This is a genomic window from Agromyces soli (assembly GCF_022811605.1).
GTDB lineage: Bacteria > Actinomycetota > Actinomycetes > Actinomycetales > Microbacteriaceae > Agromyces > Agromyces soli.
Map to the genome: position 1 here is coordinate 3591248 of NZ_CP094533.1, position 24434 is coordinate 3615681.

Annotated in this window: 20 protein-coding genes; 16 read left to right on the forward strand and 4 right to left on the reverse strand. The window is 71.9% G+C overall.

Features of this window, described 5'->3' with window-relative positions; all coding sequences use genetic code 11:
* Positions 1 to 34: 34 nt before the first annotated feature.
* A complete protein-coding gene (locus MTP13_RS17215; RefSeq protein WP_243568866.1) occupies positions 35 to 1948 on the forward strand; it encodes a glycosyltransferase in 1914 nt (637 codons plus the stop codon).
* 36 nt (positions 1949 to 1984) lie between these two features.
* Here the strand turns inward: MTP13_RS17215 and MTP13_RS17220 are convergent, their stop codons facing one another.
* Entirely contained in the window at positions 1985 to 3058 is a 1074-nt protein-coding gene (locus MTP13_RS17220; protein ID WP_243568867.1) for a glycosyltransferase family 2 protein, read from the reverse strand.
* 5 nt (positions 3059 to 3063) lie between these two features.
* The gene (wecB, locus tag MTP13_RS17225; RefSeq protein WP_243568868.1) at positions 3064 to 4128 is read right to left on the reverse strand and encodes a non-hydrolyzing UDP-N-acetylglucosamine 2-epimerase; all 1065 of its coding nucleotides are present in this window, start codon (positions 4126 to 4128) and stop codon (positions 3064 to 3066) included.
* A 114-nt stretch (positions 4129 to 4242) separates the two neighbouring features.
* Between wecB and MTP13_RS17230 the strand changes: the two genes are divergently transcribed.
* The 15 genes from MTP13_RS17230 (at position 4243) to MTP13_RS17300 (ending at position 20682) form a co-directional block, all read left to right on the forward strand.
* On the forward strand, positions 4243 to 6045 hold the full coding sequence (locus MTP13_RS17230; protein WP_243568869.1) for an ABC transporter ATP-binding protein: 1803 nt from the start codon (positions 4243 to 4245) through the stop codon (positions 6043 to 6045).
* Positions 6042 to 7019, forward strand: a complete 978-nt coding sequence (locus MTP13_RS17235) for a glycosyltransferase family protein (RefSeq protein WP_243568870.1) — start codon at positions 6042 to 6044, stop codon at positions 7017 to 7019. Before MTP13_RS17230 ends, MTP13_RS17235 begins: the two co-directional genes overlap by 4 nt.
* 85 nt (positions 7020 to 7104) lie before the next feature.
* A complete protein-coding gene (locus MTP13_RS17240; RefSeq protein WP_243568871.1) occupies positions 7105 to 8439 on the forward strand; it encodes a glycosyltransferase family protein in 1335 nt (444 codons plus the stop codon).
* The gene (locus tag MTP13_RS17245; RefSeq protein WP_243568872.1) at positions 8436 to 8876 is read left to right on the forward strand and encodes a hypothetical protein; all 441 of its coding nucleotides are present in this window, start codon (positions 8436 to 8438) and stop codon (positions 8874 to 8876) included. The genes MTP13_RS17240 and MTP13_RS17245 overlap by 4 nt, the downstream gene beginning before the upstream one ends.
* Positions 8873 to 9634, forward strand: coding sequence for a glycosyltransferase family 2 protein (locus MTP13_RS17250; protein ID WP_243568873.1), 762 nt, complete (start codon positions 8873 to 8875; stop codon positions 9632 to 9634). The genes MTP13_RS17245 and MTP13_RS17250 overlap by 4 nt, the downstream gene beginning before the upstream one ends.
* A complete protein-coding gene (locus tag MTP13_RS17255; protein ID WP_243568874.1) occupies positions 9631 to 10005 on the forward strand; it encodes a DUF2304 domain-containing protein in 375 nt (124 codons plus the stop codon). Before MTP13_RS17250 ends, MTP13_RS17255 begins: the two co-directional genes overlap by 4 nt.
* Before the next feature lie 52 nt (positions 10006 to 10057).
* Positions 10058 to 10651 (forward strand): acyltransferase, encoded by a 594-nt coding sequence (locus MTP13_RS17260; protein ID WP_243568875.1) that lies wholly within the window; start codon positions 10058 to 10060, stop codon positions 10649 to 10651.
* Positions 10648 to 11736, forward strand: a complete 1089-nt coding sequence (locus tag MTP13_RS17265; protein WP_243568876.1) for a DegT/DnrJ/EryC1/StrS family aminotransferase — start codon at positions 10648 to 10650, stop codon at positions 11734 to 11736. Before MTP13_RS17260 ends, MTP13_RS17265 begins: the two co-directional genes overlap by 4 nt.
* Positions 11736 to 12734, forward strand: coding sequence for a Gfo/Idh/MocA family protein (locus tag MTP13_RS17270; protein ID WP_243568877.1), 999 nt, complete (start codon positions 11736 to 11738; stop codon positions 12732 to 12734). The genes MTP13_RS17265 and MTP13_RS17270 overlap by 1 nt, the downstream gene beginning before the upstream one ends.
* Positions 12735 to 12737: 3 nt before the next feature.
* Positions 12738 to 13913: a glycosyltransferase family 4 protein gene (locus tag MTP13_RS17275; protein WP_243568878.1), complete on the forward strand. Its 1176-nt coding sequence runs from the start codon at positions 12738 to 12740 to the stop codon at positions 13911 to 13913.
* Positions 13910 to 15088 carry a glycosyltransferase family 4 protein gene (locus MTP13_RS17280; RefSeq protein ID WP_243568879.1) on the forward strand — a complete coding sequence of 393 codons (1179 nt, stop codon included), beginning with the start codon at positions 13910 to 13912 and terminating at the stop codon, positions 15086 to 15088. The genes MTP13_RS17275 and MTP13_RS17280 overlap by 4 nt, the downstream gene beginning before the upstream one ends.
* A complete protein-coding gene (gene glf / locus MTP13_RS17285) occupies positions 15085 to 16272 on the forward strand; it encodes a UDP-galactopyranose mutase (protein WP_243568880.1) in 1188 nt (395 codons plus the stop codon). Before MTP13_RS17280 ends, glf begins: the two co-directional genes overlap by 4 nt.
* Before the next feature lie 19 nt (positions 16273 to 16291).
* The gene (locus MTP13_RS17290; RefSeq protein ID WP_243568881.1) at positions 16292 to 18247 is read left to right on the forward strand and encodes a DUF6541 family protein; all 1956 of its coding nucleotides are present in this window, start codon (positions 16292 to 16294) and stop codon (positions 18245 to 18247) included.
* A gap of 34 nt (positions 18248 to 18281) precedes the next feature.
* Positions 18282 to 19574 (forward strand): nucleotide sugar dehydrogenase, encoded by a 1293-nt coding sequence (locus tag MTP13_RS17295; protein WP_243568882.1) that lies wholly within the window; start codon positions 18282 to 18284, stop codon positions 19572 to 19574.
* Between the two features lies 1 nt (position 19575).
* Positions 19576 to 20682 (forward strand): glycosyltransferase, encoded by a 1107-nt coding sequence (locus MTP13_RS17300; RefSeq protein WP_243568883.1) that lies wholly within the window; start codon positions 19576 to 19578, stop codon positions 20680 to 20682.
* Between the two features lie 16 nt (positions 20683 to 20698).
* Here MTP13_RS17300 and MTP13_RS17305 read toward each other — a convergent pair whose 3' ends face one another.
* Together MTP13_RS17305 and MTP13_RS17310 are read right to left on the reverse strand one after the other, a co-directional pair.
* Entirely contained in the window at positions 20699 to 21799 is a 1101-nt protein-coding gene (locus MTP13_RS17305) for a glycosyltransferase family protein (RefSeq protein ID WP_243568884.1), read from the reverse strand.
* Between the two features lie 90 nt (positions 21800 to 21889).
* The gene (locus MTP13_RS17310; protein ID WP_243568885.1) at positions 21890 to 24430 is read right to left on the reverse strand and encodes an LGFP repeat-containing protein; all 2541 of its coding nucleotides are present in this window, start codon (positions 24428 to 24430) and stop codon (positions 21890 to 21892) included.
* Between the last annotated feature and the right edge of the window lie 4 nt (positions 24431 to 24434).

Genomic DNA, 24434 nt, shown 5'->3' on the forward strand with positions numbered 1-24434 from the left:
GGGCACCGACCTCGATTCCCGGAGAACCACTATCGTGTCAGCTGATTGGGCCGAACTGCAGCGCGTCGTCTTCCCGCAGGACGGCGATCCCGACGTGCTGCCGCTCTACATCGACGCCGATGTCTGGGCTCGCTTCGGGGCCCGCGAGGTTCGGGTCAGCGACCGCGCGCACATCGACGACGTGCTCGGTCGCCGCTCCTTCCGGGTCGCGGCCGGCGAACGGATGTCGTTCGCCGGGTACTTCAACGCCTTCCCGGCCTCCTACTGGCAGCACTGGACCGTGGTCGACCGAATCCGGCTGCGCGCGGAGCTCGAGGGCGACGGGACGCTGCTCGTGTACCGCTCCACCGCGCAGGGCGTCCCCCAGCGGGTCGCCAGCGAAGCCCTGCGGGGCAGCACCGAGTTGCGCATCGATCTGCCGGTCACGACCTTCGGCGACGGCGGATGGTACTGGTTCGACATCGTCGCGGGCCGCAGCGACGTCGTGCTCCGCGAAGCGGTGTGGGAGACCGACGCTGCGCCGCCGCGGCAGGGCACGGCCTCGATCGGCATCACCACGATGAACAAGCCGGACTTCTGCGTGCGGACCCTCGACGCGATCGCGGCGGACGGCTCGCTCGACGAACTCGTCGACCGCGTCTACGTGGTCGACCAGGGCACCGCGCTCGTCGCGGACCGCGAGGAGTACCCGCAGCTCTCCGAACGGCTCGGCGATCGCCTGCAGCTGATCGAGCAGCCCAATCTCGGCGGGTCCGGCGGGTTCGCCCGGTCGATGCTCGAGACGCTCGAGGCCGGCGCCGCCGAGTTCCTGATCCTGCTGGACGACGACGTCACCATCGAGCCGGAGAGCATCGCGCGCAGCATCCGGTTCGCGCGGTACGCGACGAAGCCCGTCCTCGTCGGCGGCCACATGTTCGACCTGCTCGACCGGCCGGTGATGCACGCCTTCGCGGAGACCATGGATCTCGGGCCGTTCATGTGGCATGCGCAGCCGCACGATCAGGTGCCCCACGACTTCCGGTTCAGCAACGTCCGGCAGACGAAGTGGATGCACGCACGGATGGACGCCGACTACAACGGCTGGTGGTTCTGCCTGATCCCGGTCGCGGCGATCCGGGCGGCCGGCCTCTCGCTTCCGGCGTTCATCAAGTGGGACGACGCCGAGTACTGCCTGCGCGCCGGCGCGCACGGCTTCCCGACCGTGACGCTCCCCGGAGCCGCACTCTGGCACGTGTCCTGGCTCGACAAGGACGACTCGATCGACTGGCAGGCGTACTTCCACGCGCGGAACCGGTTCGTGGCGGCGCTGCTGCACTCGCCGTTCCCCGACGGCGGTCGGATCACCGGCGACAGCTTCCGCTGGGACATCCGCCATCTGCTGGCCATGCAGTACTACCCGGTGACCCTGCGCCACCGCGCCCTCCGCGACGTCCTCCGCGGCCCGGAGCACATGCAGCAGGAGTTGCCGACGATCCTCGGTTCGCTTCGGGAGACGGCCGCATCCTTCCCCGAGAAGACCGTGCTCCGCGAGGACGCGATCCCGCGCACGGTGGAGGGCAAGAAGGTCTTCCCGCTCGGGCCCGACGGCAAGCCCGCCAAGGGGCCCCGCGGCCTCGCGCTCGTGCTGTTCACCGCGCGCATGACGCTCCGGCAGGCCTTCACCAGGCCGGCCCCGCGCAACATCGAGGCCCCGCAGGTCGAGCTGGCCAAGCGCGACGGCGCCTGGTTCCGCCTCCCCTTCTACGACAGCGCGCTCGTGTCGACCGCTGACGGGACGGGCAAGGTTCGCTACACCAGGAACCCGGCGCGCTTCCGCAAGATGCTCCGCGAGAGCCGTCGTCTCCACCGGGAGATCAAGCGGCGCTGGCCGGAGCTGTCTGCGCGCTACCGGGAGGCGCTGCCGGAGATCACCTCGCCGGACGCGTGGCGGAAGACCTTCCACCAGTAGCCCGGTCCGCAGCGGCTCGATCCCGCAGACGGCGCTTCAGCCGCGAGCAGCGGCGCTGGAGAGGGCCCTCGCGGCGCGGTGCATGCGCAGCGGCGCGTCCCTGGCGAGCAGCCGTGACGGATCCGCCGTGAGCAGCAGCTCGTGCAGACGCCGCGGACGGCGCGCGAACGCGAGCACGGCGGCGAGCTCCGCGTCCGGGTCGGCGAGCGCGCGAAGGATCCGGCGCTCCGCGATCGACAGCGGCGCAGCGGCCGAAGGCGCCGCCGTGCGGATCGCCGCGACCGTCCGGGCGACGGCGACGCGGTCGGCCGCCGACCACTCGGCCGGCGTCGGCCGGTTCCTGGCCGTCTGCAGGACGTGGTTGCGCAGCAGCTTCGTGGCCACCGCCCGCTGTGCCCGCCGCGGCAGCCGGCTGAACGTGGGCGAGTCGAGCAGTCGCAGCACGCACGCGAGATCGTCCGCGACGGGTCGTCGGGTGGTCGTGACGCGTTCACCGGCGTCGTCGTTCAGGCGGTAGGCCGGCCCGCTGCGGGCGAACGCCACGCCGCGCCCCGAGAACCACAGCGCGATCGCGTACTCCACGTCCTCCCCCGTCGCGAGCCCCACGCTGAGCCGGAGCGACGGGAAGCGCCGCCGGTCGACGAGCGCGAAGGTGTGCGTCCGGTAGACGAGTCGATCGGCGATCGGGTCGAGCAGCGCGCGGTCGCCGGCGCGCGCGAGCGGGGAGAGCAGCGGCGTCGCGCCGTTCCGCCGGATGAGCGGGATCGCGACGGACGCGCCGCCGGCACGCTGCGCGGCGAGCAATGAGGCGAGCAGGCCGGGCTCGAACTCGTCGTCGGAATCGAGGCGGATGACGAAGTCCGCGGTCGCCCGTTCGAGCCCGGCGTTCACCGGGCCGGCGGGGCTCGGTACGCCGTCGTGGTGCGCGATCACCTCGACGCGCGGGTCGCCCGCCGTCTCACCCAGGCGCGCGCGGACCCGTTCGGCCGACAGCTCGTGACCCACGACGATCACGCGGCTCGTCTCCGCCTCGCGCAGCGCCGAGGCGACGGCGCGATCGATCGGCCGGTCCAGTCGGTGGACCGGAACGACGACGTCCACGGTCGGCACGGGGACTACCCGGCCGACCACTCGGACAGCGCGGCGATCACCCGGGCGGCGGCGCGGCCGTCGCCGTACGGCTCGGCGTCGGTGTCGGCCGGCCGCGGGCGGGCGACGGCCGCGGCGACGTCCGCGGGATCGGCGGCGAGCCGGTTCCAGCCGAGCTCGACGGTCTCGACCCACTCCGTCTCGGTGCGGACGGTGGTGCACGGCACACGGAGGAGGAAGGCCTCCTTCTGCAGCCCGCCGGAGTCGGTGACGACGCCGGCGCTCGACATGGTCGCCGCGACGAGGTCCGGGTAGCGCAGGGGCGGGTGCGCCAACAGGGCGCCCTGCTCGAGCGGGATGCCGTGCTCCGCGCACTTCGCCACGAGCCGGGGATGCGCCATCACCACGACGGGCCGATCGAGCCGGCCGAGCGACTCGAGGATGGCTCGGAGCCGGGCGGGGTCGTCGGTGTTCTCGGCGCGGTGGATCGTCGCGAGGTAGTACTCGCCCGCCGCGTACCCGGGGAGGCCGACGGCATCCGCCGCGAGCACCCGGTCCCGCACCTGGTACAGGACGTCGGTCATGACGTCGCCGACCACGATCGACCGGTCGGCGAGTCCCTCGTCGGCCAGGTGGCGCATCGCGACCTCGGTCGGCGCGAGGCAGAGGTCGGCGGCGTGGTCGGTCAGGACGCGGTTGTGCTCCTCCGGCATCCGTCTGTTGAACGAGCGCAGCCCGGCCTCGAGGTGCGCCACCTTGAAGTGGAGCTTCACCGCACTGACCGCGGCGGCGAGCGTGGAGTTCGTGTCGCCGTACACGAGGACCCAGTCGGGCCGGTGCTCGTCGAGCACGGCGTCCATGGCCCCGAGCATCGCGCCGGTCTGGACGCCGTGACTCCCCGAGCCCACTCCGAGGTGCACGGTCGGCTTCGGGATCGAGAGATCCTCGAAGAAGACGTCCGACAGGAGCGGATCGTAGTGCTGGCCGGTGTGCACGATGAGGTGCTCCACTCCGGCCTCAGCGGCCGCGCTCGCGATCGGAGCCAGCTTGACGAACTGGGGGCGTGCGCCGACGACGCTCAGAACCTTCACCGGACGATTCTATGCGGCGGCGGCCCTCGGCCGGGGATCGCCCGGGTCGGGCGAACTATGATGGCGGGGATCCGCGCGGACCTTCCGTCCCGCAACTCGAGGAGTCTCCACGCAATGTCCATCTTCGCCATCGTCATGCGGGTCCTCGACGCGCTCCCCGCAGGCTCGAAGGCCTTCCTGGTCCGGTACACCGTGGCGACCGTCAGCCTCGCGGTGCTCGACGTGGTCGCGCTCGGCCTGCTCGCCGTGGTGCTGCCGGGCATGATCTCTGGCCAGCCGACGCACCTGCCGCTCGTGGGCAGCGTGTCCACGATGGACCAGTACCTCGTGATCATCGCGATCATCGCGCTCGTCATCGTGCTGAAGTCCGCGCTCAACGTGCTCGTCGTGCGCATCGGCACCAGCCGCTTCGCCGCGCACGAGGTCGCCGTCGGCGACAAGCTGCTGGCGGCCTACCTGAGCACGCCGTGGGCCGAGCGAGTCAGGATGAACTCGGCCGACATCGTCCGCTCCGTGGATCAGGGCGTGAACGCGACCGTCTACGGCGTCCTCATCCCGGCGAGCAGCCTCGTGAGCGAGGTGGTCTCCTCCGCCGCGGTCATCGTCGTGCTCCTCGTCGCGCAGCCGGCCACCGCCGTGACCACCCTCGTCTACCTGGGGCTCATCGCCCTCCTGCTCTCGCGCGTGATCGCCAAGCGATCGGTTCACCACGGCCGGGTGAACCGCGAGTACTCCTTCCGCGCCTCCAGGCTCATCACCGAGGCCGTCGCGACGCTGAAGGAGATCACGCTGCGCGGGGCGACCTCGGGAGTCGAGACCGCGGTGCACGAGAACCGGACGATCGCCTCGCGGGCGCGCGCGTCCGTCTCCTTCCTGAGCGTGGTCCCCCGATTCGTGCTCGAATCGGCTCTGATCATCGGCTTCGCCCTCGTCGGCGGCGTGGGCTGGATGACGGGCGGGCTCACCGGCGCGATCAGCGCGATCGCCCTCTTCGCGGTGGCCGGGTTCCGGATCGTCCCCTCGCTCACGCGCTTCCAGGCCATCCTCAACCAGATGCACTCGAACGCCCCGTTCGCCGAGCTGGTGATCGAGGAGATCCACAAGTCGGAGACCCGCAAGCTCGAGACCCCCACGGCGGACACCGCCGAGCTCCCGCCCCGCGCCGAGCGCACCATCAGCTTCGACGACGTCTCGTTCGCCTACCTGCCCGGTGGCGAGCCCGCGCTCCGCGACGTCTCGCTCGAGATCCCGGCGGGCTCGCACATCGCGCTCGTCGGGGCATCCGGTGCCGGCAAGTCGACCGCCGTCGACATGGTGCTCGGACTGCTGCGACCGACCTCGGGCGAGATCACGATCGGCGGTCGACCCCTCGGCTCGGTCCTGAACGCCTGGCGCTCCTCGATCGGCTACGTCCCGCAGGAGGTCGCCCTCTTCGACGCGACCATCGCGCAGAACGTCGCCCTGAACTGGGGGGCTGACGGCATCGACGAGCAGCGCGTGCTGCGCGCGCTCGACCGCGCGCAACTGCGTCCCCTCGTCGAGGCGCGCGAAGACGGCATCGAGGGCCGCATCGGCGAGCGCGGCATGGCCCTCTCCGGCGGGCAGCGCCAGCGGCTCGGCATCGCCAGGGCGCTCTACAACGACCCGAGCGTGCTCGTGATGGACGAGGCGACGAGCGCGCTCGACACCTCCACCGAGGCGGCGATCACGGAGGCGATCCAGGAGATCGGCAACGAGGTCACGGTCATCACGGTCGCCCACCGGCTCGCCACCATCCGCGACGCCGACATCGTCTTCTTCTTCAAGGCGGGCCGCCTCGAGGCGCACGGCGCGTTCGACGAGGTCGTGAGCGCGGTCCCCGACTTCGCCGTGCAGGCGGCACTCGCCGGGCTCGCTCCGCGTTCGGAGCAGGAGTGACCCGCCCCGAACGGGACCCCGCGGTCACCCACCTCTTCGATGCCGCGGGCGTCGCACGGACGCTGACCACGGCCGGACGCTCGAGCGGCCGGCGCTGGTGGCACCTCGATGCCCGCGATCTCAGCCGGGACGCGCAGCTCGTTCCGCGGGTGGCCGGCGCAGCCGCCTGGCACGGTCGTCGGGTCGCGTACGAGCTGCGCTCGGACCTCATCCATCTGCACTACGGCCGTCGGGTCAAGTACCTCGAGCTCTGGCCGCGTCGGCCGTACGTGCTGCACTTCCACGGCACGGACATCCGCCACCACTTCCACCAGCCGTACGCGCACGACGTGATGCAGGCGGCGGCGGACGGCGCCGCCGCCGTGCTGTACTCGACGCCGGATCTCGCCGAGCACGCCAGAGCGGCCAGGTCGGACGCCGTGTACTTCGCGAATCCGATCGACGTCTCGGCGCTGCCGGAGTGGCGGCCGGCGAAGACGCCGCTCGTCGTGTTCCCGTCCCGCTGGGACGCCTCGAAGGATGCCGAGCGACAGCTCGCGATCGCCGCGGCGCTGCGCGAGGCCCTCCCTCACGTCCGCCTCGAGGGGCTCGACTGGGGCGACTCGGCGGCCCGCGCCGCCGAGCTCGGCGTCCGGCTCCGGCCGAGGACCGCGAAACCGGAGTACCTGCGCTGGCTCGCGGGGGCGCATGCCGCGGTCGGCCAGCCGGCCGGCGTCCTCGCGATCAGCGAGCTGGAGGTGCTCGGCATCGGCGTGCCCCTCGTCATGGCGCCGCATCCGTCGTCGCCCTCCGACGTCCCGGTGACCCGGGCGGCGCTCCCCGCGGAGACCGTCGCCGCCGTCGAGTCGATCCTCGCCGATCCGGAGGCGGCCTCGGCGGCAGCGGCCGGGCGGAACTGGGTCTCCGCCCACCACGACGTGCCGGGTCGCGTCGCCGCGCTCCGTGCGCTGTACCGCGGCATCGGCGCGGAATGAGCCCCCGCCCCGGTGGGGCGGCTAGACTCCTTGTCGCTGCGATCGGAGGCCGCACGACTGCATGACAACCGAGCGACGGGATGAAGTGAGCGAAGAACGAGCCCCCCATCTGCTGTACGTCGCCTGGGGCTACCCGCCGGCGCGCAGCGGCGGCGTCTACCGAGCGCTCGCGACGGCGAACGCGTTCGCCGAGCGAGGCTGGCGCGTGACCGTCCTCACCGCCGAGCGCGACGTCTTCGTCACCGGCACCGGCATCGACCCGACGCTCGAACCGCTGATCGACGAGCGCATCTCGGTCGTCCGCCTGCCGTTCTCGAGCCCGGCCTACGACGTCGACATCTCGCGCTGGTCGTACGCGCGCGCAGCGGCGCCGGAGATCTGGGCGACGCTGCGCAACCGTCGCGATCTGCGGCGGTTCCCCGAGCGCGGCTACGGCGGATGGCGCGAACCGCTCGAGCGTGCGGCGCTCGAGCTGCACGCGAACGACCCGGTCGACCTCGTCGTGGCCACGGCGAACCCGCACGTCGACTTCCTCGCCGGGCACCGGTTGCACACCGATCACGGTGTGCCGTACGTGATGGACTATCGGGACGCCTGGCAGCTCGACGTGTTCTCCGGCCGCCGGCTGAGCGCCCCCGGCTCCGCGATCGACCAGTGGGAGCGACGACTCGTCGAGTCCGCCCACGAGGTCTGGTTCGTCAACGAGCCGATCCTCGACTGGCACCGCGCCCTGTACCCGAACGCCGCCGCGCGCATGCACGTCGTCGCGAACGGGTTCGAGGCAGCCTTCGCCGAGCGGCTCCCCCCGGTCCGCGCCGGCCGAGAGACCGGGCTCCGGCTCGGCTACATCGGCACCATCTCCTCGCACGTGCCCGTCGAAGCTCTCCTCGCCGGCTGGCGGCTCGCCAGGGAACGTTCGGAGCTCCTCGCCCGTTCCGAGCTCGAGCTCTACGGCTACCTCGACCATTCCGGCATCCCGAACCAGTCGGTCGTCGACGCGATCCGCGACAACGCCGAGCACGGCGTGCGACACCTCGGCCCCGTCGGGAAAGCCACGATCTCCGACACCTACGCCCGGCTCGACGCGCTGCTGCTCGTCCTCGGAACGGGCAAGTACGTGACGAGCGGCAAAGTCTTCGAGTACGCCGCCACCGGCATCCCCATCGCCTCCATCCACGATCCCGGCAACGCGGCGAGCGACGTGCTCCGCGACTCGCCCGTCTGGTTCCCGACTCCCGGGCTCGGCCCGGACGAGGTCGCGACCACGCTCGAACGGGCGGCCGAAGCGGCTCTCGCCCAGACGGACGACGACCGCCGGGCGGCGCAGCGCTGGGCGTCCCAGTTCGAACGCTCCCGCCAGCTCGCTCCGCGGCTCGCCGCGCTCGAACGCGCGGTCGCACGGAACGGAGGCAGCAGATGACCCGCCGGATCGTCGTCCTCAGCCCGACCGGGGCCGTGACCCGCGACCTGGATCTCTCCTGGGCTGCGGACGGCCGCGTCGACCTCGTCCTCCCCCGCGGCGCGGCGGCGCCCGCCGCGGTGTCCGCGCACCACGTCGACCTCCGGCTCGGCGGGGTCGGGGCGGCGGTCCGCCGACTGCTCTGGGGCTCCGCGGCCGGGCGTACCGTCTTCCGCCTGACGCCGTGGGACGGCGGCCGGCGTCTCTGGCGGGCGGTGCGACGCGATCCCGCGATCTCGGAGCTGCTCCGGAACGCGGACCTGGTGGTCGCCGCCGAGCGCGACGGCCTGTTCACCGCGTGGAAGTCCGTTCGGCGGACCCCGGCGCAGGCCTGCGTCTACGGCCTCCCCGCCGCCGCGGCGCACGCTGCGGCGACCGAAGAGCGGAACCGGCGATGAGCGCCCGTGATCCCCGCGACGGCCGGACCCTGCTCGTGCTGCCCGCCCTCAACGAGGCGGACAGCGTCGGGGAGGTGCTCGCCGAGATCGCGCGCGTGCTGCCCGACATCGACCGCCTCGTCGTCGACGACGGGTCCACCGACCTGACGGCCGCCGTCGCCCGCGCTGCGGGCGCCGAGGTGCTCGTGCTCCCCTTCAACCTCGGCGTCGGCGGGGCGATGCGCGCCGGCTTCCGCTACGCGCTCGAGCACGGCTACGACCGCGTCGTCCAGATCGACGCCGACGGGCAGCACGACCCCGGCGCCGTACCCGAGCTCCTCGACGGCCTCGCCGAGGCCGACATCGTCATCGGCGCCCGGTTCGCAGGCAAGGGCGACTACGAGGCGAAGGGACCGCGGCGATGGGCGATGACCGTCCTCGCCGGCATTCTCGGCCGGGTCAGCCGCACGAGGCTCACCGACACGACGAGCGGCTTCAAGGCCATGGGGCCGCGGGCGGTCGCGCTCTTCGCACGCCACTACCCCGCCGAGTACCTGGGCGACACGGTCGAGGCGCTCGTGATCGCCGCTCGCGCCGGCCTGCGGATCACCCAGGTTCCGGTGGAGATGCGTCAGCGCTCCGGCGGCCGTCCGTCGCAGCATCCGTTCCGGGCCGCGATCCACCTCGTCCGCGCGTTCGCCGCGCTCTGCATCGCCCTCATCCGACCGCGGCTCACCGTGCCGGAGCGACCCGCTGCGAAGAACGGAGCCGGATCATGAGCTTCGCCACGTATCTGCTCGGGATCGTCGCCGGGCTCGTCGCCCTCGCCTCGGTGATCGAGCTCCTGCGCCGACGGCGCCTGCGCGAGCGGCACGCGGTCTGGTGGTTCGTCGCCGCCCTGCTCGCCCTCGTGATCGGCGTGTTCCCGGCGACCCTGACCTGGGCCTCCCAGCTCCTCGGCATCGAGGTGCCGACGAACTTCGTCTTCTTCATCTCGATCGTCATCCTCTTCTTCGTCAACCTGCAGCACGCCGGAGAGCTCACCGATCTCGAGGACCGCACCAGGACCCTCGCAGAAGAGGTTGCGCTGCTGCGGGTAAAGTTGGACCGCCTCGACGCCGGCTCCGACGAACGGGACCGCGACGCGTGACGTCGCGGGGCGGTCGTCGATCGCGTCGAGCGAGCTACGAAAGGACTCCCGGGTGACCACGATCGCGGATAGCGCTGACGTCTCCCCCGACGCCGAACTCGGCGAGGGCACGAAGATCTGGCACCTCGCCCAGGTTCGAGAGCGGGCCGTGCTCGGTCGCGACTGCGTCGTCGGCCGCGGGGCGTACATCGGCACGGGCGTCACCATGGGCGACGCCTGCAAGGTGCAGAACTACGCGCTCGTGTACGAGCCGGCCGAGCTCGGCCAGGGCGTCTTCATCGGCCCGGCGGTGGTGCTGACGAACGACACCTACCCGCGCTCGGTCACGCCGGACGGCACGTTGAAGCTCGCCGACGACTGGACGCCCGTCGGCGTCGCGATCCGCGACGGCGCCTCGATCGGCGCCCGCGCCGTCTGCGTCGCGCCCGTGACCATCGGTCGCTGGGCGATGGTCGCCGCCGGCTCCGTCGTCACGAAGGACGTCCCCGACTTCGCACTCGTGGCGGGGGTCCCCGCCCGACGGATCCGCTGGGTCGGCAAGGCCGGCGTTCCGCTGGAGCAGGCGGAGGACGGCATCTGGACCTGCCCGAGAACGGGCGAACGCTACATCGAAGACGCAGGGAACCTGCGGGAGGAGCAGTCATGACGGAGTTCATCCCCGCTGCCAAGCCCATCATCGGCGCCGAGGAGCGCGCGGCGGTCGACGCCGTGCTCGCGTCCGGCATGCTCGCGCAGGGGGCGGAGGTCGCCGCGTTCGAGCAGGAATTCTCGTCCGTCCTGCTCGACGGCCGGGCCGTCGTCGCCGTGAATTCGGGCACCGCGGGCCAGCACCTCGGGCTGCTCGCGGCCGGGGTCGGTCCGGGCGACGAGGTCATCGTCCCCTCGTTCACCTTCGCCGCGACCGCGAACTCCGTCGCGCTCACCGGGGCCACGCCGGTGTTCGCCGACATCGACCCGGACACCTTCTGCCTGGACCCGGCCGACGTCGAGGCCAAGCTCACCGAGCGCACCGTCGGCATCATGCCGGTGCACCTCTACGGGCACCCGGCCGACATGGTGGCCTTCGAACGCCTCGCCGAGGCGCACGACCTGGCGGTGTTCGAGGACGCGGCCCAGGCCCACGGCGCCTCGCTGCACGGCCGGCGGGTCGGCACGTTCGGCCGATTCGCCATGTTCAGCCTGTACCCGACGAAGAACATGACGAGCGGTGAGGGCGGCATGGTCTCGACCGGCGAGGCCGAGGTCGAGCGGATGCTGCGTCTGCTCCGCAATCAGGGCATGGAGCGGCAGTACGAGAACGAGATCGTCGGCTTCAACGCGCGGATGACGAACCTGCACGCCGCAATCGGGCGCGTCCAGCTCACGAAGGTCGAGGGTTGGACGGAGACGCGTCGCCGCAACGCGGCGTTCCTCGACCGCCACCTCGAGGGCGTCGCGACGCCGCCCGTCGCCGCGGGCGCCGAGCACGTCTACCACCAGTACACGATCCGCGTGCCGGAGGACCGCGACGGATTCGCGACGGCCCTGCGCGAGGAGTACGCGATCGGCTCCGGGGTCTACTACCCGATCCCCAACCACCGGCTGCCGTCCTTCGGCCTGGAGCTCGACCTCCCGGAGACCGAGCGCGCGGCCCGGGAGGCGCTTTCGCTGCCGGTGCACCCCTCGCTCGGCGACGACGAGCTGGAGCGCATCGTGACCGCGGTGAACACGCTCGCCAAGGCGGGTTCGTGATGACGGCCGCCCTGCGCATCGGCGTCATCGGCCTCGGGATGATGGGCCGCCACCACGTGCGCGTCGCGCGCGAACTCGACGGCGTCGAACTGGTCGCGGTCGCGGACGCCCAGGGCGACCCCCACGGCGTCGCGGGGGGACTCCCGGTGCTCGACTCCGTCGCCGCACTCATCGAACAGGGCATCGACGCCGCCGTCGTCGCCGTGCCGACCGGCTTCCACGAGGCCGTCGCACTCGAGCTCGCCTCGGCCGGCGTGCACACGCTCGTCGAGAAGCCGATCGCGAGCGACAGCGTGGCGGGCGAGCGCGTCGCGGCCGCCTTCGAGTCGGCCGGCCTCGTCGGAGCCGTGGGCCACATCGAACGGTTCAATCCGGCGCTGCAGGACCTCCGCCGGCGACTGGCCGACGGCGAGCTCGGCGAGCTCTACCAGATCGCCACCCGCCGGCAGGGCCCCTTCCCGGCCCGCATCGCCGACGTCGGGGTCGTCAAGGACCTGGGCACCCACGACATCGACCTCACCGCCTGGCTCGCCCAGTCCGCCTACACCTCGATCGCCGCCCGGACCACGACGCGCAGCGGCCGCCCGCACGAGGACATGGTCTCCGCCACCGGCCAGCTCGCGAGCGGCGCCATCACCAATCACCTGGTCAACTGGCTGTCGCCGATGAAGGAACGGGTGACGGTCGTCACCGGCGAGCGCGGCGCCTTCGTCGCCGACACGGTGAGCGCCGATCTCACCTTCTTCGCGAACGGCACGCACGCGACGGAGTGGGAGTCGGTCGCCGCCTTCCGGGGCGTGACCGAGGGCGAGATGACGAGGTTTGCGCTCGCCAAGCGCGAACCCCTGCGCAGCGAGCACGAAGCCTTCCGCGATGCCATCCTCGGCCGGTCCGAGAACACCGTGACCATGCGCGAGGGCCTCGTCACGCTGCGGGTCGCCGAGGCCGTCGTCGAGTCCGCGAACTCGGGCCGTTCCGTCGAACTCGCCGCCGACTGAGCCATGCCGAGACCTCGCCGCATCCTGATCGCCTCCCGGTTGTTCGCCCCCGAGGTGAGCGCCGGCGCCTTCCGTCTGCGGGCGCTGGCCCAGGGGTTCCTCCGCCGGGGGCACGAGGTCCGCGTCGTCACCACGACCCCGCCGCCGACCGCTCCGGCGACGCCGGTGGACGAAGCGGGCCTCACGATCGCGAGGATGCCGGTGCTCCGTGACCGGGGCGGCAACGTCCGCGGGTACCTGCAGTACCTGAGCTTCGACATCCCGTTGTTCTTCCGCATGCTCTTCGCGCGCTTCGACCAGGCGGTCGCCGAGGCCCCGCCCACCACCGGGCTCGTCGTCTCCGTCGTCAGCCGCGTCCGCCGCAAGCCCTACGCGTACTATGCGGCCGACATCTGGACCGACGGCGTCATCGCGATGGGCGCGCCCGCGGTGGTCGTCCGCATCATGCGGGCCGTCGAGGGACACGTCATGCGCAAGGCGGCCTGCGTGCTCTCGATCTCCGACGAGGTGACCGAGCGGATCACGGGGTTCGGCGTGGATCCGGCGCGGATCGCGACCGTCGGGAACGGCGTCGACACCACGATGTTCACCCCGGACGGGTCGGCGAAACCCTCTTCGCCGCCGTATCTCGTCTACACGGGCACGATGTCGGAGTGGCAGGGGGCCGAACGCTTCGTCGAGGCGATGCCGATGGTGCTCGAACGCCACCCCGACGCCGTCCTGCGCTTCTTCGGCCAGGGGGCCTCGGAACCGACCATCCGCGCCGCCGCGGAACGCCTCGCACCGGGCCGGGTCGAACTCGGCGGCGTCGTCCCGCCGAGTGAGGCGGCGGAGTGGATCCGCGGCGCGGCAGCCGCGCTCGTGAGCATCGTCCCGGGCATCGGCTACGACTTCGCCCGACCGACCAAGACCTACGCGGCCGCCGCCTGCGGCACCCCGGTGATCTTCGCGGGGACCGGGAGCGGCGCCGCCCTCGTCCGCGATCACGGGCTCGGCCGAGCGGTCGACTATCGGGCCGAGGACATCGCCGAGGCGATGATCCTCGCGCTGGACGATGCCGCGTCCGGCGAGACGGCCTCGCGCCGTCGTGCGCGGGCGTCCTGGGTCGAGGAGCACGCCTCGCTTCGCGCGGTCGGCGGCCGCGCCGCCGACGCCGTCCTGGCGGCGGGAGTCCGGTGAGAATCCTCATCGTCACCCCCTGGTACCCGAGCGCGGAGCATCCGTACACGGGGGCCTTCGTGGAGCGGGACGTCCGGATGCTCGCGGCCGAGCACGAGGTCTCCGTCGTGCACCTCGTCGCCCCCGCCCACGCCGACGGCGGCCCGACGGTCGTGGAACGGGACGGCATCCGGGTCGTCCGGGTCCCGATGACGCCAGGGGCCCCGCGCTCGTGGTGGGCGGCAGCGCGGGCGCTGCGCCGGCACTTCCCGGGCGCCGACCTGGTCAACTCGCACGCGGCGACGTCGCTGTGGCCGATGGTCCTCGCCCGGCCCGCCCGCGGCCGTTGGGTGCACACCGAGCACTCGTCGATCGTCGCGAGCTCGTTCGCGGACGGCCGCGCGGCGCGCCGGGCCCGGGCGATCCGACGGCGGCTCTTCTCCCGCCCCGCCGTGGTCGTCGCCGTGAGCGATCATCTCGGGCAGCAGATCCGACGGCTCGGCCGCTCCGGCCCGATCGTCACGGTGCCGAATGCGGTGACTCGCCCGAGTCGGCTCACGACGCGCCCGAGCGAGCCGTCGGGGGTGCTCCGACTCGTCGCCGTCGGCGGGCTGACGCAGGGCAAGCGCCCGCTCCTCGCCATCCGGACGCTCGCCGAGCTCCGCCGACGAGGTGTCGACGCCCGGCTGGACTGGGTGGGCGACGGGCCGCTCCGCGCGGAGGCCGCCGCGCTCGTCGCGGAGCTCGACCTGGAGGACGCGGTGGTCCTCGCCGGGGCGCAACGACCGGAGGACGTCGGGAAGCACCTCGAGGCGGCACACCTGTTCCTCCTCCCCACGGAGGGCGAGACCTTCGGCGTCGCGATCGCCGAGGCGATCGCCCACGGGCTGCCCGTCGTGGTCGGCGCCCGCGGTGGTCAGCGAGTGTTCGTCGACGCCTCGGTGGGTGCGCTCGTCGACTCGAGCGAGCCCGCCGCCTACGCCGATGCGGTCCAGGACGTCGTGGCCCGCACCCGCGGGCTCGACCCCGCGGAGATCGCCGCCACCCTGGGCGAGCGCTTCGACGACGCGCATCGGCTCGCCGCCTACGATGCGGTGTACACCGCGCTCGCCGCCGGCCGTTCGCCGGGCACCGTGAACCCCCAGCCCCCGTCGGGTACCCTGGGAAGTCGTCTGAGAGGAAACCCCCATCCGTGAACACTGACCTGCTCGTCGTCGGTTCCGGGCTCTTCGGGCTGACGGTCGCCGAGCGCGCAGCCAACGAGCTCGGGCTCAAGGTCGCCGTCATCGATCGCCGCTCGCACCTCGGCGGCAACGCCTACAGCGAGAACGACCCCGAAACCGGCATCGAGGTGCACCGGTACGGTGCGCATCTCTTCCACACCTCCAACGAGCGCGTGTGGGACTACGTCAACCGGTTCACCCGCTTCACGGACTACGTGCACCGCGTGTACACGCGCCACCGCGGCGAGGTCTTCCCGATGCCGATCAACCTCGGCACCATCAACCAGTTCTTCCGCGCCGCCTACGGTCCGGACGAGGCGCGCGCGCTCATCCGCGAACAGGCCGGCGAACTCGCGGGCACCGACCCGCAGAACCTCAACGACAAGGGCATCCAGCTCATCGGCCGGCCGCTCTACGAAGCCTTCATCAAGCACTACACGGCCAAGCAGTGGCAGACGGATCCGAGCGAGCTCCCCGCCGAGATCATCTCGCGCCTCCCGGTCCGGTACACCTACGACAACCGCTACTTCAACGACACGCACGAGGGACTGCCCGTCGACGGCTACACGGCGTGGCTCGAGCGGATGGCCGACCACCCGAACATCGAGCTGCATCTCGACACCGACTTCTTCGACGAGTCCCAGCCGTACTCCAAGTCCGGCACGGTGGGCCGCATCCCGGTCGTCTACACCGGCCCGGTCGACCGCTACTTCGACTACGCCGAGGGCCCGCTCTCCTGGCGCACCCTCGACTTCGAGCGCGAGGTGCTGCCCACCGGAGACTTCCAGGGCACGAGCGTGATGAACTACCCCGACGAGGACGTGCCGTTCACGCGCATCCACGAGTTCCGTCATTTCCACCCGGAGCGGGAGTACCCGCGCGATCGCACCGTGATCATGCGCGAGTTCTCGCGATTCGCCGGCAACGGCGACGAACCGTACTACCCGGTCAACACCGCGGCCGACCGCGAGCGCCTGCTGCAGTACCGCACGCTCGCCAAGCAGGAGCGCAACGTGCTCTTCGGCGGTCGGCTCGGCACCTACAAGTACCTCGACATGCACATGGCGATCGGGTCGGCGATCTCCATGTTCGACAACCGCCTGCAGCCGTTCCTCGCCGGGTCCGCCCCGCTGGAGTCCGGCGACGGCGACGCATGATCGGACTCGTTCGCCTCCCATGAGCTGGCTGGAAGCGATCCCGCCGGGCCTGATCGCGATCGGGCTCCTCCTCGTCCCCGGAGCCCCGTTCGCGCTCGCGCTCGGGCTGCGGGGCATCGGGTTCCTCGCCGTCTCCGCCGGCGCGTCGGTCTCGGTGATCGCGGGCGCGTCGATCGTCGCGCCGATGCTCGGACTCGACTGGTCGCTGGTCCCGGTCGGCCTCGCCGCCGTCGCGGCCGGGCTCGTCGGTCTCGCGTTCCGCCCGCTCGCACGGCGCGGCCGCGGCGCCCCAGAGTCTTGGCGCACCCTGTGGCCCGCGCTGGCCGGGATCGCCGCAGCAGCGGCCCTGATCCTGCTGTTCGTCCTGCCCGCGATCGGGTCACCCGGTCATCCCTCGCAGACGTACGACGCGCTCTACCATCTCAACGCCATCCGCTGGATCGCCGACACCGGGGACGCCTCGCCACTGCGCATGCAGATGACGACGCCCGGCTCGTCGTCGTTCTACCCCACGACGTGGCACGGCATCGCGGTCCTCGTGCTCCAGCTCAGCGGAGCCGACCCGGTCGTGGTCGCCAACGTGCTCGCGCTCGTCGTCGCCGCCGTCCTCTGGCCGCTCGGCACGACGTTCCTCGTCCGCGCCGTGCTCGGGGCGCGACCCCTGACCCTGGTGCTGGGCGGGGCGCTCGCCGCCGGCTTCGCGATGTTCCCGATCCTCCTCGTGCAGTACGGCGTGCTCTATCCGAACGCGCTCGCGATCGCGCTCGTGCCGATCGCGCTCGGCGCCCTCGTCGCCATGCTGCGCGGCGGCGCACGCACCGGCGCCGCCGGCCCCGGAGGCCTCGGGCTCTCCCCGCTCGGGTGGCTCCCGGCTGCGGTGGCCGCCGTCGGCGCCGCCACGATCGCCCATCCGAACGCGCTCTTCTCGCTCTTCGTGCTCAGCGCCCCGCTCGTCATCGCGACGGCCGTTCGCGGCGTCCGGGCCCAGTCGACGGCCTGGCGCCGAGCACTCGTCATCGTCGCCGTCCTCGTCCTGTTCTGCCTCGAAGCCGTGGTCTGGCTCCGATTCGGCACGACCGACAACGGGTGGCCGCCGGCGCGGCCGTTCTACGCCTCCGTCGGCGAGGCGCTCCTGAACAGCCCGCTCGACATCACCGTCGGGTACACCGTCACGATCATGGTGATCCTCGGCTTCGTCGCCGCCGTCGTCCGACGGGTGCCGGTGTGGTTGCTCGGCTCCTACCTCGCCTGCGTGGTGCTGTTCGCGGTCGCGAACGGCTGGCCGGCGGGCGGGCTCCGGACCCTCCTCACCGGACTCTGGTACAACGATGCGTTCCGCCTCGCGGCGCTGCTGCCGATCGCGGCCGTCCCCCTCGCGGTGGCCGGGCTCGTCCTGGCCCTCGACTGGATCGGCCGGGCCATCGACCGGGCCGGCGAGCGGAGCGCGGGCACGCTGCCGGCGGGTCTGCGGACCGGTGTCATCGGTCTGCTCGCGGCCGTCGCCGTCGTGTCCACCCAGTTCGGGGCGATCCCGAGCCTGCGCGCCGACCTCGAGGCGGCGTACCGCGTCGATGCCGACAGTCCGTCGGTGAACGCCGACGAGCTCGCCCTCTTCGAGGACGTCCGCGAACTCGTCCCCGCGGGCGCCGTGATCGCGGGCAACCCGTGGAACGGCAGTACCCTCGTCTACGCGTTCACCGGGCGTCAGAGCTTGTTCCCGCACGTCGGAGGTCGCTATCCGGCTTCCTACTGGGCGGTGGCGAACGGGCTCGCCGACGCCACGCCCGACGCCTGCGCGGCGGCGGCCGAACTCGGCGTGACCCACGTGATCGACTCTGACGACCGCATGCTGTTCCCTGGAGACCCGCGCGCGGAGCTGTACCCGGGGCTGACGGGCCTCTCCGACGATCCGCCCGGCCTCACGTTGATCGCCCAGCGCGGCGACGCCAGACTGTACGAAGTGACCGGCTGCTGACCAGCCGATCCCCACGAAGAAAGAGAGCACCACTGTGAAGATCGCCGTCATCGCGATGGGGAAGATCGGCCTGCCGCTCGCCGTCCAGTTCGCCTCGAAGGGCCATGACGTCGTCGGTGTGGACGTGAATCCGCGCACGGTCGAGCTCGTCAACGCCGGCGTCGAGCCGTTCCCCGGGGAGGCGCACCTGCAGGAGAAGCTCTCCGAGCTCGTTCCGGCGGGCCGCCTGCGCGCCACGACCGACTACGCCGATGCGGTTCCCGGCGCCGACGCCGTCGTGCTCGTGGTGCCGCTCTTCGTCGACGAGGAGGCCCGGCCCGATTTCGGCTGGATGGACGCCGCGACCCGATCGCTCGGCGAGCACCTCACCCCCGGCACCCTCGTCGCGTACGAGACGACGCTGCCGGTGGGCACGACGCGCGGGCGCTGGAAGCCGATGCTCGAGGAGACGTCGGGGCTGAGCGAGGGCACCGACTTCCACCTCGTGTTCTCCCCCGAGCGGGTGCTCACGGGACGGGTCTTCGAGGACCTGCGCAAGTACCCGAAGCTCGTCGGCGGGCTGAGCGAGGCCGGCGCGGCGCGCGCGGTGGCGTTCTACGAGGCCGTGCTCGACTTCGACGACCGTCCCGACCTCCCCCGCCCGAACGGGGTGTGGGACCTGGGCTCCGCTGAGGCATCCGAGCTCGCCAAGCTCGCCGAGACGACGTACCGCGACGTGAACATCGGGCTCGCGAACCAGTTCGCCCGCTTCGCGCAGAAGAGCGGCATCGACGTCTACAAGGTGATCGAAGCCTCCAACTCGCAGCCGTACAGTCACATCCACCAGCCCGGCATCGCCGTCGGCGGGCACTGCATCCCCGTCTACCCGAGGCTCTACCTCTGGAACGACCCGGAGGCGACGGTCGTCCGGGCCGCGCGCGAGGCGAATCTCGGCATGCCCGGCTACGCGGTGGGCATGCTGGAGGGCGCCTACGGCGAGCTGAGCGGGGCGAAGGTCGTCGTCCTCGGCGCCGCGTACCGCGGCGGGGTCAAGGAGACTGCGTTCTCCGGGGTGTTCGACACGGTGGCGGCGCTCCGCGACCGGGGCGCGGAGGTCCGCGTGCACGACCCGCTGTACTCCGACGAGGAGCTCGACCGGCTCGGCTTCACCGCGTACCACCTCGGCGAGCCCGTGGACGCCGCGATCGTACAGGCCGACCACGCCGAGTACCGTCGACTCTCCCCCGCCGACCTCCCCGGCATCACCGCGTTCATCGACGGCCGCCGCGTGAGCGAGGCCCAGGTCTGGGGCGACGACGTCGCCTACCGCGTCATCGGGCGCGCCTGACGTGCCCCGCGTCGCGATCGCGAAGAACACGCTGCAGGTCCCCCCGACCTACTTCGCGGTCGCGCACGCGATGCGTCTGCGGGAGGAGTTCGACTTCGAGCTCTTCACGATGGCGGCGGATGTGCAGGATCCCGCGGTGCGCCTCCCCCTGGACGAGGCCGTCCCGTTCCGCTCGGCCCCGCTGCGGACGCGCGAGTACCTGATCCCGCTCTTCCTGGCACGGATGTCCCGACGCATCCGCCGCTTCCGCCCCGACCTGATCCACCAGCACTTCGCCACCTGGTCCTGGCCCGCGAGCCGCGCAGCGGCCAAGGACGACGTCCCGATGCTGACGACGATCCACGGTGCCGACGTCGTGGCGGCCGGCGCCACCGGCGGTGGTCTCCTCGGCGCCTGGAACCGCCGCAACGCCGAGCTCGCGGCCGCGCGGAGCCGACGAGTGCTCGCCGTCAGCGAGTACCTCGCGGACTCCGCGGTGCGCGCCGGCTTCCCTGCTGACCGGCTCGAGGTGCACTACCAGGGCATCGACACCGACTTCTTCACCCCCGAGCCGTCGGTCGGGCTGCGGACGGACGCCCCGCCGACGATCGTCTTCGTCGGCGCCATCTCGACGCAGAAGGGCGTCGACCAGCTGGTCGAGGCGTCGATCGAGGTGCAGCGCACCGTTCCCCACCGGCTCGAACTCATCGGCAGCGGCCCGCTGCTCGCTCCCCTGCAGGAGTCGGCGCCTGCGCACATCGCCTTCCTGGGACGGCAGGACCGCGAAGCGGTTCGCGCCCGTCTGAGGGCCGCCTCCCTGCTCGTGCTGCCGACGGTGACCACCGAGGCCGCCGGGCTCGTGCTGCTGGAGGCCCAGGCGTGCGGGACGCCCGTGATCGCGTATCGCAGCGGCGGCACCTCGGAGATGCTCGACGACGGGTCCACCGGTCAGCTCATCGAGCCCGGGAACGTCCGGGCGCTCGAGGCGGCCATCCGGGCCCAGCTGGCGCTGCCCTCGGCCGAGGCCGAGCGGATGCGCCGCCGGGCGCGCGAGTTCGTGGTGCAGCAGCGGAGCCTCGAGGTCAGCGCCAGGCAGCTCGCCGAGCACTACCGCTCGCTCATCGGCTGAGTCGCGAGCCGGAGCCTCAGGCGGTGCCGGTCCGACCGGCGAGGAGCTCGGTCAGCAGCTCCTCCTCCACGCGGACGTCGCGCTCGGCGTTGAGTTCGTGTGCGGCCGCATCCGCGGCCTGCTTGTACTTCGCGACCGACTCGGGCGTGAGCTGCCGGAGGGTGGCGACCAGCTCGGCCGTCCCGAAGCCGGGTGAGACGAGACCGAGTTCGTACTGCTCGATCAGCGCGTCGGTTTCGACCGCGGTGCTGAACACGAGTCCGAGTCGCGCCTGCACCATGTCGAAGAACTTGTTCGGCAGCATGAGCCGGTGGTTCATCGTGCGCGGCGGCAGGACGAACACTCCGACGTCGTAGCCGTTCAGCACGCGCGGCAGCGTCGCCGGCGGCACGGGGTCGTGCACGGTGATCCGGTCGTCCTGGGCAGCGGCATCCACCAGACTCTGCCAGTACCGGTCGGAGCCGCGGGCCTTGACCAGGTACAGGTCGAGGCTGAAGCGGTCGTCGAGCTGCGAGACCGCCTCGATCAGGGTCTCGATGCTGCGCCCGGGGACCGCCCCTCCGCTGTGCACGAGGCGGATCCGCTCGGGCTCCACCGCAGAGGGCCGGAGGTCCTGGTACCCGATCGCATTCCTGACGATCCGGGACCGGACGCCGAAGTGCTGCTCGTACAGCTCCGCGATCGAGCCGTTGATCGTGGTCACCGCCGCGGTGCGCGGCAGGTACTCGCGGCACACCCAGGTCATGAACGGGGCGACGAGCAGCCGCCAGGACAGCACGTGGGTCCGTTCCTGGGGCGCCCATTCGTGCATGTCGCCCCAGACCGGCGCCCCGTCGGCGACGCGATGGGCGAGCGGGAGCGCCCGCGCCTCGTTGGCCACTACGAGGTCGAAGCTGCGCCCCTGCAGGAGCTCGAGCCCGGCCGCGACGGCCGGAGCATCGAAGAGCACGGAGCGGTACGCGCGGAACGCGAGCTTCGTCGCGCCGGGGATCGTCTGCGGGAGCGATGGCAGTGCGGCGTCGATCTCGAGGTGCTCGCTGACGCCGGGCGGGGCCTCGCCGTAGCCGATCGTCGTGACGTCGCCGAACCTCGTCAGCACCTCGAGCTGTCGGAGCACGCGCGAGTCGCTGACGAAGTGGGAGAACGAGATACAGAGGATCCTGGGTCGCGGCACTCGCACGAGTCTAGTGCCGCGACCCCGTCGAGCTCAGAAGCGGACGGCCCCGCCCGCGGAGGTCCAGCGGATCCGCCCCTTCTGGAACGTCTGCTCCAGCGAGCCGTCGGCCTTCTTGGTCGCGGCGGCCAGCGGATAGCCGAACGTCGCAGGACCGCCCTCGGCGTAGTAGAACTCACCGATCTGCCTGGGCATGAGCTGCGCGCGCGTCGGCGCCGACCAGAGGATCCAGCCGTTGCGGAATTCCTGGCTCGCCCCGCCCGGCTCCGCGACCTCGCTCGCCTGCGGGAACCCGAGCGATCCGGCGTTGGCCCCGGCCTTCACGTACGCATCGTGGATGCCGCCCACGACCGGGAAGCTCCCGACGCCCGAGGCCCAGTAGATCCCGCCCTTCGTGTAGCGCTGCGCCGCACCGCCGGAGACCGACCGCTCGTCCTCCGCCGGGTAGCCCATCGCCCCGGCCGGCCCGCCGAGCCGGGCGTAGACCGTGGCGATGCCGCCGACGACCGTCTGGCCCTTCGTGCTCGAGGACCAGAGCACGCTGCCGCCCTGGAAGCGCTGCGAGGCGCCGCCCGGTTCGGAGCGCTCGCCCTCGAGGGGGAAGCCGAGCCTCGAGGAGGAGCCGCCGTACGCGAAGTACTTCGTGGCGATGCCGCCGGAGATGAACTGCGCGCCGGTGTCGGCCGACCAGAACAGCCAGCCGCTGGCGAAGCGCTGCGAGAATCCGCCGTTCGCCTCGGCGACGGTGTTCGCCACCGGGAATCCGAGCTTGCCGGTCGGACCGCCCGCGGCGGCGTAGCCGGTGTCGATCTCCGCTCGGACGAGCTGCGCCCGCGTCGCGGAGCTCCAGTAGACGGCGCCGTTGCTGAACGCCTGCTTGGCGCCACCCGTGATCGTGCTCTCGCCGCCGGCGGGGTAGCCGATCCCGCTGTTCGGCCCGCCCGCCGCGGCATAGGCGTCCCCGATGCCTCCGGTGACCTTCTGCGCGCCGGTCTTGCTCGACCAGTACAGCCAGCCCTTCGCGAAGCGCTGCCCGAGACCGCCCCCGGAGTAGGTGCGAGTCGATTCGAGCGGCACGCCGAGGGAGCCGGTGAGCCCGCCGACCCGCTGATAGCCCGCGGCGATCTCGCCGAGCAGCACGCGCCCGCCCGAGCTGGAGCTCCAGAAGACGGCGCCGTTCTGGAACTGCTGCATGGCGCCGCCGGAGATCGCCTTCTCGGGTGCGAGCGGGTACCCGAGCGCCCCGCCCGGGCCGCCCGACTGCAGGTAGGCGGTCAGGATCCCGCCGGCCACGAGCTGCGGCCCGGTCGCGGAGGCCCAGTACACGCGGCCCTTTGTGAAGGCCTGGCTCGCGCCGCCCTTCTCGGTGATCTCCTCCGTGGTGGGGTACCCGAGCTTGCCACCGGCACCGCCCTGGTCCTCGTAGAACGTGCCGATCGCACCGAACACGCGCTGCGCGCCGGTCGCGGCCGACCAGTAGATCATGCCCTTCTGGAACGCCTGGCTCGCGCCGCCCTTCTCGGCGACCTCCTTGCCGATCGGGTACCAGAGGGGGCCCGCAGGTCCCTTCAACGCCTCGTAGCGGGCGCCGATGGCGCCCTTCGTCATGAAGCCGCCGGTCACCGAGTGCCAGTAGCCCCACCCGCGCTGGAAGCGCTGACCGACGCCGCCGCCCGAGTAGAGCGTGGCCTGGGCGACGGGCGAGCCGAGCGAGCCGCTCGCGCCGCCCGTGGAGTTGTACAGCGCCACGAGGCTCGGGTGCACGGCGTAGGTGCCGGTCGACCCGAACCAGTCGGTGAACATCCGCCAGAAGTTGCGGTTGCCGTAGCTCGAGCAGGAGTCGCCGGTGCCGTAGAGGTTCCGCAGCGCGGCGGTGTTCGGACGGTAGGGCGTGTAGATGTAGAGGCCCGCCGTCGCCTGGTTCTCGATGTAGACCTTGGACGTGCCGCAGGAGGCGTTCGGGTGCCAGTAGATCGTGTTCGTCCGACCGGCCTGGTAGTTCCGGATACCGGGGTTCGCCCGGTACTTCTTGAACTGCCAGGACGCGTGGTACACCTGATTGAAGAAGCCGTAGTAGTTCGCGTCGCAGTCGGCCGTATCCGGACAGCCGTAGCCGGTCGCCGAGCGGTACTGGCGCGCCGACGGCCAGCTGTCGCTCACGAGCCCCTGCTCCTTCTCGAGCAGCACGATGAGGACGCGCGGGTTGATCCCGCAGGCGTTCGCCACCTTGTAGATGATGAGGGCGGCCGACTCGTTCGCCTGCCCCGAGTAGGCCGAGCAGCCTTCCGACCGTGCCGGCTGGGACTTCGTCGTCTGCCGGTAGTCCTTCAAGCAGGTGTAGCCGCTGCGGCATTCGGGCACTCGCGCGTTGAGGAAGCTCTGAATCTGCGCGACCGTCATCGTCTTGCTGTCGTAGAAGACGGCGTCGCTGATGATCATGCCGGGATTGAAGTCGGCCCCGTCCGCTGCATCCGCTGCAGTGGTCGGCGCGATCGTCGCGGGCGCCAGGCTCAGCCCTGACGCCACGATGATCGCGGCCAGCAGGCCGATGCTCAGCTGGCGAAGTCGTCTCACGTTG